General features: G+C 65.4%; 18 protein-coding genes. 8 read left to right on the forward strand and 10 right to left on the reverse strand.

Going from position 1 to position 16,804, the window contains the following annotated elements; translation table 11 throughout:
• Positions 1-145: 145 nt before the first annotated feature.
• The 6 genes from OK351_RS10675 to OK351_RS10700 all read left to right on the forward strand — a co-directional run bounded on the left by OK351_RS10675 (position 146) and on the right by OK351_RS10700 (position 6,829).
• Positions 146-919, forward strand: a complete 774-nt coding sequence (locus OK351_RS10675) for a DeoR/GlpR family DNA-binding transcription regulator (protein ID WP_265158950.1) — start codon at positions 146-148, stop codon at positions 917-919.
• Positions 916-1,875 carry a 1-phosphofructokinase family hexose kinase gene (locus tag OK351_RS10680; protein WP_265158683.1) on the forward strand — a complete coding sequence of 320 codons (960 nt, stop codon included), beginning with the start codon at positions 916-918 and terminating at the stop codon, positions 1,873-1,875. Before OK351_RS10675 ends, OK351_RS10680 begins: the two co-directional genes overlap by 4 nt.
• A 17-nt stretch (positions 1,876-1,892) precedes the next feature.
• Entirely contained in the window at positions 1,893-3,893 is a 2,001-nt protein-coding gene (locus tag OK351_RS10685; RefSeq protein WP_265158684.1) for a PTS fructose transporter subunit IIABC, read from the forward strand.
• On the forward strand, positions 3,890-5,584 hold the full coding sequence (ptsP, locus tag OK351_RS10690) for a phosphoenolpyruvate--protein phosphotransferase (RefSeq protein ID WP_265158686.1): 1,695 nt from the start codon (positions 3,890-3,892) through the stop codon (positions 5,582-5,584). Before OK351_RS10685 ends, ptsP begins: the two co-directional genes overlap by 4 nt.
• A gap of 34 nt (positions 5,585-5,618) precedes the next feature.
• Entirely contained in the window at positions 5,619-5,897 is a 279-nt protein-coding gene (locus OK351_RS10695; protein WP_265158688.1) for an HPr family phosphocarrier protein, read from the forward strand.
• Between the two features lie 143 nt (positions 5,898-6,040).
• Positions 6,041-6,829, forward strand: a complete 789-nt coding sequence (locus OK351_RS10700; RefSeq protein ID WP_265158690.1) for a polysaccharide deacetylase family protein — start codon at positions 6,041-6,043, stop codon at positions 6,827-6,829.
• Positions 6,830-6,840: 11 nt separating this feature from the next.
• Here the strand turns inward: OK351_RS10700 and OK351_RS10705 are convergent, their stop codons facing one another.
• The 9 genes from OK351_RS10705 to OK351_RS10745 all read right to left on the reverse strand — a co-directional run bounded on the left by OK351_RS10705 (position 6,841) and on the right by OK351_RS10745 (position 14,972).
• Positions 6,841-7,272, reverse strand: coding sequence for an SRPBCC family protein (locus OK351_RS10705; RefSeq protein ID WP_265158692.1), 432 nt, complete (start codon positions 7,270-7,272; stop codon positions 6,841-6,843).
• A 135-nt stretch (positions 7,273-7,407) separates the two neighbouring features.
• Entirely contained in the window at positions 7,408-7,779 is a 372-nt protein-coding gene (locus tag OK351_RS10710) for a hypothetical protein (protein ID WP_265158693.1), read from the reverse strand.
• Between the two features lie 316 nt (positions 7,780-8,095).
• On the reverse strand, positions 8,096-9,751 hold the full coding sequence (locus OK351_RS10715) for a thiamine pyrophosphate-dependent enzyme (RefSeq protein ID WP_265158695.1): 1,656 nt from the start codon (positions 9,749-9,751) through the stop codon (positions 8,096-8,098).
• Between the two features lie 432 nt (positions 9,752-10,183).
• Positions 10,184-10,603 carry a DUF1801 domain-containing protein gene (locus OK351_RS10720; RefSeq protein ID WP_265158697.1) on the reverse strand — a complete coding sequence of 140 codons (420 nt, stop codon included), beginning with the start codon at positions 10,601-10,603 and terminating at the stop codon, positions 10,184-10,186.
• A gap of 129 nt (positions 10,604-10,732) precedes the next feature.
• A complete protein-coding gene (locus tag OK351_RS10725; protein ID WP_265158699.1) occupies positions 10,733-12,022 on the reverse strand; it encodes an adenylosuccinate synthase in 1,290 nt (429 codons plus the stop codon).
• Between the two features lie 188 nt (positions 12,023-12,210).
• Positions 12,211-13,140, reverse strand: a complete 930-nt coding sequence (locus OK351_RS10730; RefSeq protein ID WP_265158701.1) for a DMT family transporter — start codon at positions 13,138-13,140, stop codon at positions 12,211-12,213.
• Positions 13,137-13,706 carry a TetR/AcrR family transcriptional regulator gene (locus OK351_RS10735; protein WP_265158703.1) on the reverse strand — a complete coding sequence of 190 codons (570 nt, stop codon included), beginning with the start codon at positions 13,704-13,706 and terminating at the stop codon, positions 13,137-13,139. Before OK351_RS10735 ends, OK351_RS10730 begins: the two co-directional genes overlap by 4 nt.
• A 73-nt stretch (positions 13,707-13,779) precedes the next feature.
• Positions 13,780-14,115 carry a hypothetical protein gene (locus OK351_RS10740; RefSeq protein ID WP_265158705.1) on the reverse strand — a complete coding sequence of 112 codons (336 nt, stop codon included), beginning with the start codon at positions 14,113-14,115 and terminating at the stop codon, positions 13,780-13,782.
• Positions 14,116-14,351: 236 nt separating this feature from the next.
• On the reverse strand, positions 14,352-14,972 hold the full coding sequence (locus OK351_RS10745; RefSeq protein ID WP_265158952.1) for a GyrI-like domain-containing protein: 621 nt from the start codon (positions 14,970-14,972) through the stop codon (positions 14,352-14,354).
• Between the two features lie 112 nt (positions 14,973-15,084).
• On the opposite strand from OK351_RS10745, the gene OK351_RS10750 reads away from it, so the two are divergent.
• Together OK351_RS10750 and OK351_RS10755 are read left to right on the forward strand one after the other, a co-directional pair.
• Positions 15,085-15,636 (forward strand): TetR/AcrR family transcriptional regulator, encoded by a 552-nt coding sequence (locus tag OK351_RS10750; RefSeq protein WP_265158707.1) that lies wholly within the window; start codon positions 15,085-15,087, stop codon positions 15,634-15,636.
• 12 nt (positions 15,637-15,648) lie between these two features.
• A complete protein-coding gene (locus OK351_RS10755; protein WP_265158709.1) occupies positions 15,649-16,158 on the forward strand; it encodes a hypothetical protein in 510 nt (169 codons plus the stop codon).
• A 19-nt stretch (positions 16,159-16,177) separates the two neighbouring features.
• Here the strand turns inward: OK351_RS10755 and OK351_RS10760 are convergent, their stop codons facing one another.
• Positions 16,178-16,801: a thymidine kinase gene (locus OK351_RS10760; protein WP_265158711.1), complete on the reverse strand. Its 624-nt coding sequence runs from the start codon at positions 16,799-16,801 to the stop codon at positions 16,178-16,180.
• Positions 16,802-16,804 lie beyond the last annotated feature (3 nt).

Genomic DNA, 16,804 nt, shown 5'->3' on the forward strand with positions numbered 1-16,804 from the left:
ATTCCCACCTAAGCGCAGACAAAACCACAAACCTCCACAAAGTTTTCCGGCAGAACACTTGACTATGCCACCGAATCAAACATAAAGTCATACAAACAAAGATCCATTGTGGGTCATGTCACTGGTCTGCTGGAGGTTTGTTGGCATGTTTGCCGAGGAGAGGCACCGACTCATTTCAGAGTCCCTCGCCGCGCACGGGAAGGTGAGCGTCGCCGAACTCTCGGAGCGGTTCGACATCACCCGCGAAACCGTGCGCCGCGACCTGGCACAGCTGGAGGCCGCGGGGCTGTTGCGCCGTGTCCATGGTGGGGCAGTTGGGGCCGATTCGGCCAGCACCCGCGAGGAAAGCCATAGCGCCCGGACCACGATCCACGCGCAGTCCAAACGGGCCATCGCCGAAGCCGCCTACGCGCTACTACCCACCGAGATGACCTCGGTCATGATCGATGCCGGCACGACCACCGAGATCCTTGCCGAGGAATTGGCCCGGCACCGGAGCGGCGACTGCCTGGTCATCACGCACGCGTTGCCCATCGCTGCGCGCATCAGCGGCAACCCGCAGCTGTCGCTGGATGTCATCGGGGGACGGATCCGCGGGTTGACCAACGCGGCCACCGGCGCCGACACGGTGCTGGCTTACAGCCGGTTGCGGGCCGATATCGCCTTTCTGGGGACCAACGCCCTGCACCCCGAGTTCGGGCTGAGCACCCCCGATCCGCTGGAGGCCAGCGTCAAGGCGGCCATCGCACGCAGTGCGCAGCGGGTTGTGGTGCTGGCCGACGCCTCGAAACACGGGTCACTGACACTGGTGCAATTCGCCACCCTGGAACAAATCGACACGCTGGTCACGGAGAAGTTCCCGGACCCGGAACTGGCCGCCGCCCTTGACGCGGCCGAGGTAGAGGTGGTTGTGGCATGATCGTCACCCTGACAATGAACCCGTCACTCGACCAGACCGTGGAGCTCAGCCTGCCGTTGGCCCCTGGCGAGGTACAACGCGCCGCCAGCAGCCACATCCAGGCCGCGGGCAAGGGGGTCAACGTCGCCCGGGCCATCGACCAGGCCGGGCAAGAGGTCCTGGCCGTGTTGCCCGGGGCGGCGAACGACAAGCTGGTCCAGTCGCTGGCCGCCGACCAGCTGCCCTACCGGGCGGTGTCCATCGAGCAGGCGTTGCGTACCAACATCACCATCACCGACCCCGACGGCACCACCACCAAGATCAACGAGCCCGGCCCGCAACTCGATGAGCCCACCATCAAACGGATCACCGAAACGGTGCTGGACCTCAGCGCCGGCGCAGCCTGGCTGGTGCTGGCCGGTTCACTACCCCCGGGGGTCAGTCCCGACTTCTACGCCACCCTGTGTGCCGCGGTACGTGGCGAATACGGGGCAAGGGCACCACAGATCGCCGTGGACACCTCCGGCGCCCCGTTGACCAGGCTCTTCGCCTTCGATACGGCCCACCTTCCGGATCTGATCAAACCGAATGCGGAGGAGCTGACCGAACTGGTGGCCCAGGATTCCGCGGTCGGTTTCGAGCAGTCACCCGGTGAGGCGGCTCAGGCCGCCAACTACCTGGTACAGCGCGGTATCGGTGCGGTGTTGGCCACCCTCGGTGCCCAGGGCGCGGTGCTGGTCACCGGGCAGGGTGCCTGGCACGCCACCCATGCACCGGTCACCACCCGTTCCACCGTCGGGGCCGGCGACTCGGCCCTGGCCGGCTACCTGATCAGCGATGTCCGCGGGCAGAGCGCACCACAGCGCCTGGCCCACGCCGTCGCCTACGGGTCGGCCGCCGTCGCCCTGCCGGGTTCCACCATCCCCTCCCCCGACCACCTCGCCGGTGACGCCGTCAACGTCACGGGCCTGTTCTAGAAGCCAAGGATGCAGTCATGACCGAACTGATCAACCCCCGGCTCGTCAGCCTGGATACCTCCCTGGGTACGAGCACGTTAGAAGTCATCGACCGGCTGGCCCGGATGGTGGCCGCCGAGGGCCGCGCCAGCGACGCGGCGGCGTTGGCCGCGGACGCGCGGGCCCGCGAGGAAAAGACCGCCACCGGTGTTCCCGGCGGCATCGCCATCCCGCACTGCCGCTCCGCCGCGGTGAGCGAACCAACCCTGGTGATGGCCCGGTTGGCCCCACCGGTGGATTTCGGTGCCAAGGACGGACCGGCGGATCTGGTGTTCTTCATCGCGGCCCCGGACGGGGCGGACAAGGACCATCTCAAACTGCTTTCCAAGCTGGCCCGCGCACTGGTCAAGAAGAGTTTCACCGCCGCGCTGCGCGAGGCGAAGAGCCCTGAGCAGATCGTCGAGCTGGTCGGGGAGATCCTGGACGACACCCCCAAAGCCGCAGCGGTGCCGGCCGATCCCGCCCCGGCCGCTCCGGCGGCCGCGGCACCGGCCCGCAAGCGGATCGTTGCGGTCACCGCCTGCCCCACCGGGATCGCCCATACCTACATGGCCGCGGACTCGCTGGCCCAAACGGCTGCCGAACTCGATGTGGACTTCGCGGTGGAAACCCAGGGGTCCTCCGGTTCCACGTCCCTGTCCACGGACCAGATCAACGCAGCCGACGCAGTGATCTTCGCGGTGGACGTGGATGTACGCGACCGCGGCCGCTTCGCCGGCAAACCGGTCATCCAGGTGCCGGTCAAACGCGGTATCGACGAACCGGCCAAGCTGATCAACGATGCCATCGCCGCGTCCACCGATCCGAACGCCCGCCGGGTCCCGGCCGCCCGTTCCGAGGAACAGAAGCAGGAACAGTCAGGCAAGAAGGAGTCCTTCGGGGCCGGGCTGAAACGCGCCCTGCTCACCGGCGTGTCCTACATGATCCCGTTTGTCGCCGGCGGCGGCCTGCTGATCGCGTTGGGCTTCCTGCTCGGCGGCTACGACATCACCGACGTAGCCGAGGACATCCTGGGCAGCAACACCCTGTTCAACCTGCCCGAGGGCGGGCTGGGTGCCTACCTGGGTGCGGTGGCCTTCCAAATCGGTAATCTGTCCATGGCCTTCCTGGTTCCCGCCCTGGCCGGCTATATCGCCTACGCATATGCCGATCGTCCGGGCATCGCCCCGGGGTTCACCGCCGGTGCGGTGGCCGGGTTCATGGGGGCCGGGTTCCTGGGCGGTATCATCGGCGGCCTGATCGCCGGGCTGGCCTCCCGTTGGATCACCTCCTGGAATGTGCCCAAGTGGGCTCGGGGCCTGATGCCGGTGGTCATCGTGCCGCTGCTGGGTTCGATTATCGCCTCCGGGCTGATGTTCCTGTTCCTGGGCGGTCCCATCGCCCAGTTGACCGAGGCGCTGAACACCTTCCTGTCCTCGATGAGCGGCACCGGGGCTGCCCTGCTGGGGCTGATCCTGGGCCTGATGATGGCCTTCGACCTGGGTGGACCGGTCAACAAGGTCGCCTACGCCTTCGCCGTGGCCGGGCTCGGTGCCGGGGCGATCGGCAACCAGGCCCCCTGGATGATCATGGCCGCGGTGATGGCCGCTGGTATGGTGCCGCCGCTGGCGATGGCCCTGGCCACGCTGGTCAGCCCGAAGCTGTTCAGCCCCGCCGAACGGGAGAACGGCAAGGCCGCCTGGCTGCTGGGTGCCGCGTTCATCTCCGAAGGCGCGATCCCCTTCGCCGCGGCCGACCCGCTGCGCGTCATCCCGGCCTCGATGGTCGGGGCCGGGGTTACCGGCTCGATGATCATGGCCTTTGAGGTGGTCAGCCAGGCCCCGCACGGCGGGATCTTCGTCTTCTTCGCCATGAACGGCACCTGGCCGATGTTCATCGTTTCGGTCCTGGTGGGAACCATCGTTTCCGGCCTGCTGGTGGTGGGCCTGAAGAAGTACGCCCGCAAGGGTGCCAAGAGCACGACGGAGGTGGCGGCATGAGCCGCGAAGAGTCCCGAGAATTCCAGGGCGTCGGGGTCAGCGCCGGCCGGGTGATCGGCCCGGTGCGCCGCATGCCCGAACCGCTGGCGGCCCCCGCCGATGGGGCCCCGTTACCCGAGGGCACCACCGCGGAAAGCGAAGCCGAACGCCTGGGCGAGGCCACCGCCGCAGTGGCCGCCGGGCTCAAGGCCCGCGCCGCCGCGGCCACCGGGGACGCACAGGCGGTGTTGAAGGCCACCGCGTTGATGGCCGGCGACCGCACCCTGCTCAAATCGGCGATCGCCCTGGTGCAGTCGGGGACCAGCGCCGAATCGGCGATCTGGGAGGCCGCCGACGCGGTGGCCACCCAGCTCGGTGCGCTGGGCGGATACATGGCCGAACGGGCCACCGACGTGCTCGACGTGCGCGCCCGCATTGTGGCCCAATTGCGCGGGGTTCCGGCCCCGGGCATCCCGGACTCCGACGAGCCGTTTGTCCTCGCGGCGGTGGACCTGGCCCCGGCCGACACCGCAACCCTGGATCCGTCCAAGGTCCTGGCGCTGGTCACCTCCGAAGGCGGTCCGCAGTCGCATACGGCCATCATCGCCCGGTCGCTGGGCCTGCCGGCCGTCGTGGCGGCCGCGGGCACCGGTTCCCTGGTCGACGGCGAACTACTGTTCGTGGATGGGATCACCGGCCAGGTGGTCCAGAACCCCGGGCCAGCCGAACGGGACCTGGCCCTGGCCTATACGCAACGCCAGCCGCTACCGGATTTCGACGGCCGGGGACGGCTGGCCGATGGCACCGCGGTGCCGTTGCTGGCCAATGTGGGCAGCGGCGTCGACGCACAAGCCGCGGCCGCTGCCGGTGCCGAAGGTGTCGGGTTGCTGCGCACCGAATTCTGTTTCCTCGGTCGGGATGCAGAGCCCACCGCCGAGGAACAGGTCGAGGCCTACCGTGCGGTGTTCGAGGCCTTCGCCGGGAAGAAGGTGGTGGTGCGCACCCTGGATGCCGGGGCCGACAAGCCGCTGCCTTTCCTGACCGATACCAGCGAACCGAACCCCGCCCTCGGGGTGCGCGGCTACCGCACCGATGCCACCGTTCCAGGGGTGCTGGCCCGCCAGTTGGCGGCCATTGCCGAAGCCGCGAAGCAAACCGCGGCCGAGGTGTGGGTCATGGCCCCGATGATCTCCACCCCCGCCGAGGCCGCGGACTTCGATGCCATGGTCCGTGAAGCCGGACTGTCCACCGCCGGGGTGATGGTGGAGGTGCCCTCCGCGGCCGTGTTGGCCGAGCCGATCCTCGGCGCCTGCGACTTCGCCTCGATCGGCACCAACGACCTGACCCAGTACACCATGGCCGCCGACCGCCAATTGGGCACCCTGGCGGCGTTCAACGACCCCTGGCAGCCGGCGGTGCTGCACCTGGTGCAGGCCACCGTCCGTGGTGCGCAGGCCGCCGGGAACAAACCGGTCGGGGTCTGCGGCGAGGCCGCGGCCGACCCGGCGCTGGCGGTCGTGCTGGTCGGGCTGGGGGTTGCCACCCTGTCGATGAACAAGCGCGCACTGCCGGCCGTCGCCCGGGTGCTGGGCAGCGTGGATCCGGAGAAGGCGCAGCGCCTCGCCCGGCTGGCGCTGGGCGCATCGCACGCCGCCGAGGCCCGCAGCCTGGTGCGCGCCGAACTACCCGAACTCGAACTTTTCGGCCTGTAAACCAACTAATCCGCCACCAACACTAGGAGTCATCATGGCAGAACGTATCGCAACCATTGCCAGCCGTGTCGGGCTGCACGCCCGCCCGGCAGCCATCTTCGCCGAAGCCGCCGCCGAGCAGCCGGTGGAAGTCACCATCGCCCTGGAAAACGAACCGGCCGACGAGGCGCTGGACGCCTCCAGCATCCTGTCCCTGATGGGCCTGGGCGCCGAGTACGGAACCAAGGTCGTGCTGCGTGCCGAAGGTGAAGGCGCGGAACAGGCACTGGAAACCCTGGCGGCCGTGCTGGAAACAGACCACGACGCCGAGTAGCCGATCCCTTGACTGCGGGCCCGGCGGCTTCGGTGCACCATGCACCGGCACCCGCCGGGCTTCGCCATGCCCGCGGCTAGGAAGTTGCTGGACGGCGTGCGTGGCAGTTTCCCATTCGGGAACGAACCACGCACAGTGGAATCATGCGTTCCACGAATCGGCGCCACCATTGCCTGTGGCTGATCCCCGCCTTGCTGCTTCCGATGCTGGCCGGTTGCGCCAGTAGCGGCTCCGCACCTGCCGCGGACCCGGCATCCGCCACGGAACCGGCCGAGCAGGTCAACTGCCAGCAGGTGGCCTGCGTCGCGCTCACCTTTGACGACGGACCGGGCCGCTACACCGAGGCACTACTGGATGTACTGGCCGAACACCACGCACCGGCCACCTTCTTCGTCCTGGGCAAGAACGTGGGCAACCATCCGCAGACCGTGCAGCGCATGGTGGACGAGGGACACCAGGTCGGCAGCCACAGCTACGACCACCAGGACATCACCACACTGACCCGCGAGGGGATCGAGCACGAGGTGCAGTGGACCGATGAGGCCGTGGAACAGGCCGCGGGGGTTACCCCCACGGTCTTCCGCCCTCCCTATGGTGCCAACGGCGCGGTCTACAACAGGTTGATCCCCACCCCCTTGCTACTCTGGGATGTCGACACCCTGGATTGGTCGCACCATGACCCGCAGAAGACCGTGGACATCACCCGTGAAGAGGTCAAACCCGGTTCGGTGGTCCTCTTGCATGACATCCACGAAACCTCGCTCCAGGCGGTTCCGGAGCTGGTGGACATGCTGCAGGCCGAGGGCTACACGTTGGTCACGGTGGATGAGCTCTTCGCCCATAGCGACTTCGAACCGGGCGCAGTGTATTCGAGTCTGGAAACCGGAGCGCAGGCCACACCCCGGGATTCCTCCGCCGATGCCGGGGATTAGCAGGCCCGGGGTTATGGCGCCTTCTGCGCATACTCCTTGAGTCGGGCCAGCATGGGTTCATCGATCACGCGTACCTGTTCGGCCAGCTGTTCGCACTCGGCGACCGACAGGTCGGGGTCGATGATGGATACCTGCACGATGACCTGTGTGTCGGCGCCCTTGTCGCTCAGATCGAAACGGTAGGACAGGCTGTCCGAGTCCTCGGCCGTATGCAACACCAATGCGGCTTGCTCGATGAGGTCGTGGATCACGAACTGCCGGGTATACTTCTCGGTCCGGTAGTCCAGGATCGTCCCTACCCGCGGCGGGTCCTCATTGGGCTCCATGTAGGTGACCTGGGGCATCCACAGGTTGGCCGACCCCCAGTCCGTCAGCAGCTCCCAGACCCTGCGAACCGGCAGGTGGATGATCTCCACGCTTTCGAAAACGGTGAACTGGCTCATATGCGCATCGTGCCACCTGCGCGACCGGTTGGGAATACCCGAATGGTAATTCCCAAGCCAGAACGGTGGGTTCCATAGGGAAAAGGCCCCGGATCATGATCCGGGGCCTTCCTTGACGGCATTGGTGCGGCCGGTTTACCAGTCTTCTTCCTCGTCGTCAGCCTCGGAGATACCCAGTTCGGGTTCCTGCTCTGCATCGAAGTTGTTCCATGCCTCGGTGAAGTCGGCAATCGCATCCAACTCGTCCAGTTGATCCGAGTCGAGCACTTCCTGGGCTTCGGGCATGTTCAGGATCGTGGTGACGGCGTGGAAAGGATGACGCTCGAAATAATCCAGCGGGGTCACATCCGGGTTGAAGGTCAGGTCCTCGGTTTCGGCAAAAAGCTCGATGTACTTGTCCACCGCCGATTCCAGCCGGGACAAGTTGATGCCGGTCAGGGACTCGTTGTAGATCTCCGCAGTGGCATCCGCCCACTGTTCAATGAGCTCCGCGCCCATCTGTGCCATGACTACTCCGCTTCGGTTCGAATGATGATTTGTAGCAATTCATCTTATGTCGGTTGACGGCCGCTGTCATGCCGGATTCCAGTGATCAATCTCCGGTGTGCGAACAACGACACCCGGCGAGGTGGGATGCCCCATGCCGATCCCCGTGCCACGAGTTGCCAGCCTCAGCGGTGTGCCGGATCAGGCTGCACGGTAACGGCAGGACATGCCGGTTACCCGGGGTCTTCCGGTCCCCGCCAGCCAGATAGGCCCCCGCACTGATCTCGTCAGTGCGGGGGCCGGCTGCGTGGCCCTGGGGTGGTGGCCCCGGCGGGTATCAGTAGGCCTTGACGCCTTGCTCCACCACCAGGTGGATCAGGGCGAACGAACCCTGCTCGTCGATGGCCGCCAGTGCCGCGTCGATGGCCGCCGGTACATCGGCGTCGTTTTCGACACGGACGCCGAAGCCGCCGAAGGACTCGGCCATCTGGGCGAAATCTGGGTTCTTCAACTGCGTGCCCGACACACGTCCCGGGTAGTCGCGCTCCTGGTGGGTACGAATGGTCCCATACTGCTGGTTGTCCATGACGATCACCAGCGGAGTAGCCCCGTACTGCGCGGCGGTAGCCAGTTCCTGTCCGTTCATCAGGAACTCACCGTCGCCGGCGATGGTGACCACGCGACGTTCCGGGTAGGACAGCGAGGCGGCCACGGCCGAGGGGATCGAGTAGCCCATGGAGCCGTTGCGTGCCGAGATCATCGAGGCGTAACCATTGGTGGGGAAGTAGCGATGCGCCCAGTTGGTGTGTTCACCGGCACCGAAGGTAACCATGGCATCACGTGGCAGGGTGGGAACCAGGTTCGCCATCAGGGTCGCCATCTTCGCCTGGCCGTCGCCCGGCTCGGCCTCTGGCAAAGACGCGAATTTCTCCTGTTCCCCGCGCATACGGGCGGTCCATTCCTTCCAGGAGTCCTTGACCGTTAGGTCCATCAGCACCAGGTCGCGGACGAACACATCGGGCTTAGCCACGATCTGGTGGGAAACAGGGCCCGAACGGCCCCGCAGGGAGGGATCGATGGTGACCAGGAAGTTGTTCTTTTCCCAGTTCTGGCGCGTGGTGAAACCGTTGGTGATCACGTCGCCCGGGACAGTGCCCACGAAGACCAGTAGGTCGGTTTCCTCCAACAGGTCATAGGTTGGACGCGGCCGGCCATAGCCGATCGGGCCGACATAGGACGGGGAGTCGAAGGGGACGGTGCCCTCGCAGCGCCATTCCGCTGCCGCCGGCAGGTCGTGCTCCTCCAGCCAGCGGGTAAAGATCTCGGCGCCTTCATGGGACCAGTCGTTGCCGCCGAAGACAAACAACGGTTTCTCCGCTTCCTGCAGCGCGGAGTTCAGGGCCTTCCAGTCGGTCACCGTCATGCCGCCGGTAGCCACCGGGATCGTCGGGTGGATCTCCGCGGGGATGTCCCTGGTGATGATGTCCTCCGGCAGGCCGACAACCACCGGTCCGGGACGCCCGGACATGGCGGCGAACATGGCCTCGGCGACTACTTCGCTGGCCCGCTCCGGGTGATCCAGGACCATGACGCGCTTGGCGCTGGTACCGAACCAGGCCTTGGGGTCGAACTCCTGGAAAGCCTCCTTCTCGCGGTGTTCGAAGGGAATCAACCCGACGAACAACACCATGGGCGTGGAATCCTGCCAGGCCGTATGCAGTCCCACCAGGGCGTTGGCCGCACCGGGGCCGCGGGTCACCATGGCGATACCCGGGCGCTGATGCAATTTTCCGTCGGCTTCGGCCATGTACGCGGCGCCGCCCTCATGGCGGGTGACCACGGTTTCGATGGAGGATTTATGCAACCCGTCCAAGACATCGAGGTAGCTTTCGCCCGGGACAATGTAGGCGCGTTCCACGCCGTGGGCTTCCAAGGTGTCGACAATGACATGTCCCGCAGACTTCTTTGTCGGGCGGTGACTGTGTTCGCTCATGGGTTCAGGCAACTTTCCGTGTGTTTGCTTGACTCGGTTTCGACTCCGAGAGGATGCATCGTCGAAAACAATACAACGCGAAAGACAGAACATGCATTCTGAGGGTGGAATGCTACGTGATTATGTCAGAATGACTTCTACATCCCGTAGCAGTGATCAAATTGTCCATAGTATCGCCCGCATACCAAGCAATTGTGATCCACGTTACAACTTCCTCTGGGGTGGCCATCAACCACCCCTCGTGTTGCAGCATCCGCCCTGCAGTCACCACCTGGCGGATCCCGCAGGCCAAGAGCGGGGTGAACGCTTTGTCCCCGCGGAGCGGACGCTTGCGGAACGCGCCATCCCTGCCGGTGAACGGCCCCAAGGCAGCATGGCAAGCGCGTCACTGGCACTTCGGCACGACCCCGACCCCCCTGGAGCCTGGTCCGCCTAGTCGTTCGCGAGCGTCTCGGCCAGGGAACGCTCCAGCAGCTCCTTCAGGACCTCCTTGTCCACGGCGCTGAGCCTGGTCAGGTACAGGCAGGCCTTGCTGGCGCGGTACTTTCCCAACCGCTGCATCAGCTCCGGCCAGCGCTCGCTGAAATCATTGCTGAGGTAGACGGTGTGTTTCGTGGGCCCGGGAGCGAAAGCCAGCAGCGGCGCCCGTCCCGAATGGCCACTGTCGTACCGGTACTCGTATTCACCAAAACCGAGAATCCGTCCGGCCCACACCACCGGCTCGCACCCGCTGACCTCACGGTGCAGGGCCAGCAGCTCATCGACCTCGGCACGACGCGCCCCGGCGGCCCGGTCGAGCACCGGCCCCACTGGCAGGTCCGACGGCGACATCGCTGGTTCCTTCGCGGCCATGGAGTTCTCCTCGGGCGGTTCGTCTGGACACTCCGATCCTAGTCGGATCGGAGTCTTAAACCCAGAAGGGCCAGCAGCATGGAATCACTCCACACCGCTGGCCCCTCGAATCCATCGGAGGTCCGGGGATCAGTCGTTGAGCAGGTCGTGGCGCACAATTGTCTGGTCACGGTCCGGGCCCACGCCGATGGCGGAAATCCGGGTACCACTGATGGCCTCCAACGCCAGGATGTAGTTCCGTGCGTTCTCCGGCAGGTCCTCCAGGGTCCGTGCTCCGGTGATGTCCTCGGTCCAACCGTCGAAGTACTCGAAGATCGGCTTGGCATGGTGGAACTCGGTCTGCGTCATCGGCATCTCGTCATGGCGCACCCCATCCACGTCATAGGCCACGCAGACCGGAATCTTCTCGATATTGGTCAGCACGTCCAGTTTGGTCACGAAGTAGTCGGTGAAGCCGTTCACGCGCGAGGCGTGGCGGGCGAGCACCGCGTCGTACCAGCCGCAGCGGCGTGGGCGGCCGGTGTTCACACCGAACTCGCCACCGGTCTTCTGCAGGTATTCACCCATCTCGTCGAACAGTTCGGTGGGGAACGGCCCGGCACCCACACGGGTGGTGTAGGCCTTGATGATGCCGATCGAGCGGTTGATGCGGGTCGGTCCGATCCCCGAGCCCACGCTGGCGCCGCCGGCAGTGGGGTTCGACGAGGTGACAAACGGGTAGGTCCCGTGGTCCACGTCCAGGAACGTGGCTTGGCCACCTTCCATCAGGACGACCTTGCCCTCATCCAGCGCCTTGTTCAGCACATAGGTCGAGTCGATGACCAGGGGGCGCAGGCGTTCGGCGAAGGACAGGAAGTACTCCACGATCTCATCCACGGTCACCGCACGACGGTTGTAGACCTTGACCAGCAGTTCGTTCTTCTGGCGCAGTGCGCCCTCGACCTTCTGGCGCAGGATGGATTCGTCGAAGACGTCCTGGACACGGATGCCCAGACGCCCGATCTTGTCCATGTAGGTGGGACCGATGCCGCGACCGGTGGTGCCAATGGCACGCTTACCCAGAAAGCGTTCGGTGACCTTGTCCATGGTCTGGTGGTACGGGGCAACCAGGTGGGCGTTGGCCGAAACCCGAAGTTTCGAGGTGTCCGCCCCACGGGCTTCCAGGCCGTCGATCTCCTCGAAGAGCGCCTCGAGGTTCACCACGCAGCCGTTGCCGATGATCGGGGTGGCGTTCGGGGACAGGATGCCGGCGGGAAGGAGCTTGAGCTCGTACTTCTCACCGCCAACGACCACGGTATGCCCGGCGTTGTTTCCACCGTTGGGCTTGACTACGTAGTCGACCTTGCCACCGAGTAGGTCGGTGGCCTTCCCCTTGCCTTCGTCGCCCCATTGGGCGCCGACGATCACGATTGCTGGCATGGGATCCTCCCCCTTGCATAAAGCAGTGGTACCGGCGTGCTTCGCGCCGGCCCGGCACGGTACCGGGCAAAAAATATGCCCCTGTCCTGCTCACCTGGCCCGAAAGGGCGCAATGCAAGAGTTAGGGGCTCTTACAACCAAAGTTTAGCGAACCGGTTGGTTATTCTCGAGCCCAGCCAGCCGCGCCGTCATGTGCCGGACACGGATACGGGAAGTTCTGAGCCGGGCTTGAGGGTGCGTGAACGTGCCACCAGCACCGTCAGGGCCACCCCGATCAGGACCATGCCGATCCAGCCAGTGACGCCCAGCCGTTCGCCGACCACCCAGACGGCGAGCGCGGCAGCCACCGCCGGCTCGCTGAGGGTCACGGTGGTGGCGGTACTGGCCGACACCTTCGTCAGCGCCAGCCCGAACAACAGGTACCCGACGAACATCGGGATCAGTGCCAGATAGGCCGCGACCGCGATGTTCGCGGGGCTGGCCAGCAGCGGCGCCCCGGTGGCCAACAGGACCGGCATGAGCAGCACTCCTCCCAGCCCGAAGACCGCGCCCACGGCGGCTCCACGGTCAATGCCATTGGCCAGCAGCCGGCCGGTCACCCAGGAGTACAAGGCGTAACTTGCGCCAGCCACCAGCCCCAGAAGGCAGCTACCCACCACCTGCCCGGTGTCCACGCTCGGCTGGGCCGATCGTGAGAACCCCAGCAAAGCGCTTCCTGCAATGCCCAGGGTCGCGGCGAGATACCAGCGGCGGCTGAGCCGCACCGAGTCGATCATCCGCTCCAGCACCCCGGAGAACAGCGGTGCCGACCCCAGGGAGATCACGGTGCCCAGTGCCACCCCGCCCAGGTGCATGGAGCTATAGAAGGCCAGCGGGTAGACCAGCACTCCGAAGCCACCCAGGGCCAGCAGCACCTTGTGCTGAGCCAATTTCCCGTGGGCACGTCGCAGGGGTCGCAGCGCCACCACTGCCTGCAGCAGTCCGCCGATTCCCAGTGACACGGCGCCGATGGCCAACGGCGAGACATCCCGGGCCAGGGCCGCGGCGGTGCCGGTGGTACCCCAGAGGACCGAGGTGATCAGCAGTACGGCAATCCCGCCGGAGCGCCCGCGGATCACAGGGCACGGACCATGGAACTGATCATGTCGCCGGCACGGCGCAACCGCCGGCTGTCCCCCTCCAGCCCGGCCCGGGAAATCGCGCCTTCGAGCAGGTAGGAAATCCGCTCGGCCAGATCGCGCGCCGTATCCGGTGACGTGAGCTTCCCAAGGTGCCCCTGCAGGAATTGCTCGACTTCCTCCTTGTGAGCCGCCACGATCTTGCGGCCGGGGTCGCTGGCTTCGAGCTCTGCGGCGGCATTCAGCAGTCCGCAGCCACGGAACCCGTGCTCATAACCGGCTTCGGCATGGTCGAGGTAGGCGCCGACCACGGCCATGACCCCGTCGTGGCCCCCGGGCTCCTCGCCGAGCCGTGCCCTGTAGAGGTCAAGCCACTGCTGGTGGCGGGCCTCGAGATACGCCTGGACCAACCCGGCCTTGGATTCGAAGTTGTTGTACAGGCTCATCTTGGCCACACCGGCTTCGGCGATGACCGCGTCGATGCCGGTGGCCGAGATTCCGTGGGCGTAAAAGAGCCGGGCCGCGGCGTCCAGCAGCTTACTGCGGGTATCGGGTTTGTTGCGCATAGGGGACCTCCGATAGACAGACTAGTCCAATTAGACCGATCCGTCTACCAACTGGCTGGGCGTCCTCGCTGACCTACTCCTTGTCGACACGCAGCCGTTCCAGGGGCGGGTGTTCCTCGCCCACCCAGGAGATCTCCACCCAATCCACCATCCCTCCGGTATGCCACAACAACACCATGGCGCCGTCCGGGCCTTCCGTTGTCGTGGCCGAGAACCCCATGGGTTTCTCGGAGCCGGAGGGCAGGCGCGGGGCGCCCACGGTCGGCTTCACGTAGAAGCATTCGGCACAAATCTCATCATTCCAAGTCAGGCATTGTGCGAATTGCGCCTCCAGGACCGGGGCGTACAACCCTCCGGCCTCAACCAGCCCATCCAGCAGCGCCCGTTGCGCACGTGTCGGTTCTTCCATGCAAACCCTTCCTTATCGGTTCCGCAGGCACCACCCTACCGGCCCTGACCTCAGGTTCTTCCGGTCCACCCAACCCCTCGTTGCCATAGGGGTACCCGCCGAAGCATTGCCATCGGCGGAGCAAGTCCAGAGAAAAACACCGCAAGGGTCGGACCAGGACCAAAAGTCCCCGTGGCCAAAAAAGTTTCCGGTCAAGGGGTCTGCTGTTTCACTCCAGCGTTTCTGGACTTATCCTCCTAGGCTGGTCGCACTGGTTGCCGCAGGATAGTACGCAGTTTGTCCGGTGCCGTGCGGCGGAAATCGCTGAGGTAGATCTCGTGGTGCTTGCCGACCAGTTGCAGACCCGCCCCCGAAATCGCCTCGGTGTGCATCTTTTCCAGCACCGGGCCTTCCTCGTCGAAGGAACCCACATGCAGGGTCTGGACGCACAGGCCCTCCTCCAGCTTCGCCAAACGCACCCTGTCGATTCCCGTCGGAGGGGTCTTGGCGGTGGCTTGCTCGAAAGCGCGGTCAAAATGGCCTGCACCCAGCCAGTCAGGCACCATGATCATCAGCGTCCAGCTCCAGGTGGACTTGTCCCGGCGCGAAGTGAAGCTCTCCATGTCATCGGCCCACCACAGCCCCTCCAGGGGCATCACCACGTAGTCGCGGCCCAGCTCCAGCTTGCTCAGGAACTTCAGCTTGTAGGCCAGCGGATACAGTGCCTCGATTCCCCGGGTGAAGGCCGGCGAGCTGTTCGGATCCCCCTGCCCGTCGATCATCAGGTACTGCAAGGATGGAACCTGCAGCTGCTGGAACGTGCCGCGCGGGGCTCGATACGACTCCAGTTCCCTCTTGAAATCCACCTTCGGGACCATCAACGCCACCCCCACCTCGCGCAACACCACCTGCGACTCAGGTTACTGCCAACCCATGCCGCGACGCAGCCCGAGCCACCCATTCGACGGCGCTGGCCCTAGACTGGAGGGTATGGCCCTGACACAATCCGCAGTAGTGAGCACCGCAGTAGACATCCTGCAGCGGTTCGGGTTGGCGGATCTGTCCATGCGGCGTTTGGCCAAGGAGCTCGAAGTCCAGGTCGGTGCGTTGTACTGGCATGTGAAAAACAAGCAGGAACTGTTGGCCCAGGTGGCCGCCCAGCTGCTGAACGCCCCGCATCTGGAAGTCGACCCGCACGATTTCCCGGATCCTCGTCAGGCGCTACTACAGCTTTCTCGCAAGCTCTACCTGACGTTGTTGCCGATCCAGGACAGTCCGGAGGTCATGGAGGTTGCCAGCGCCCTGCAAACCACCGAGTTGCGACCGCTGAGCCAACTGCATGACCTGTTGCGGTCCGCCGGCCTAGAGGCGCAGGAAGCGGACTTCGGCCGGCAGCTGCTGCTGAACCACATCCTCGGATCGGTGGCCTACCGGCAGAACCTGGTCCAGCTGGATGTGGACGGCTCCGATCAGCCCGACGGTTTCGAATGGGCCCTGCAACGCGCCGTGGACGGACTACTACCCCGACATGACAGGAAGTAGGAGGTGTCCACCATGCCTTCGCAGCTTGGAACCCCCGGTGCCGATCCGCGGAATACCCCGTTACCGAAACTGCGTCTGCTGTTGCTGGCGCCGGCCGGCGCACTGCTGCTGGTAGCCCTCGGCTATTGGTTGTTCAGGGAGCAGCTGCCCTCGCATCTGGTCCGGCATGCCGGTCCCGACGGCCTGGGATACAGTCCCACTGCCCTGGTACTGCTGATCGGCGGCGCGGTGGCCGCCGTCTTCTTCGCCATCGGTTCCTGCTGCGCCCTGGATTTCTGGAAGCACGGGCATTGGTACCAGACCCAGAAGATGATCGTGTCCGGCTTCCTGTCGGCCGGTTATGCCGTGGCGGGTCTGCTGCTGGCCAGTCTGTTTGCCGTGCGTGGTGTAAGCCCAGCAGAGGCCACGTCCCAGTCCCTGGGGCTGGGGTTGCTCGCATTCGTGCTGGTCTTCACCGCCGCCATCTGGGCCCACATCGTATTGTTGCCCGCCGGCCGGTTGGAGGAACCGTTCGGAAGCTGAGACACCCGGTCGGGGTTTCCTAACCCAGCTGTCCGCCGGAAATCTCCAGATAGCACCGGGCACACAGCGACTCGTACCAGACGTCCTCACCGTCAATGGCCACCTGGTCACCGTCAAACACCACGGCATCACCCACACGCCGCGTATTGAACATGGCCTTGGAACCGCACCGGCAAATCGTCTTCAGCTCTTCCAATGAATGCGCCAGTTCCATCAAACGGGCCGACCCGGGGAAGGCATGGGTGCGGAAGTCCGTGCGAATTCCGTAGGCCAGCACCGGCACCCCGTCCAACACCGCAATGCGCAGCAGGTCATCGACCTGGGCACGGGTCAGGAACTGGGCTTCATCCACCAGCAGGCAGGCCACCGGCGGGGCGTCCACATGGGTGAGCAACGCTTCGGGGTCCTCACCCGAGGCCATGGCGGTGAACTGTTCACGCAGGTCGTCCTGCGGAGCCACCACGAAGTCCACCTCACGGCGCAACCCCAGCCGGGACACGATGGCGGTATCCCCCTTGGTGTCGACCCCGGGCTTGGCCAGGGCAATGCGCTGGCCACGCTCCTCGTAGTTGAACGCAGCCTGAAGCAGGCTCGTCGACTTACCCGAATTCATCGCCCCGTAGCGGAAATACAGCTTGGCCACTAA

Source organism: Glutamicibacter sp. MNS18 (assembly GCF_026107515.2).
Taxonomy (GTDB): Bacteria; Actinomycetota; Actinomycetes; order Actinomycetales; family Micrococcaceae; genus Glutamicibacter.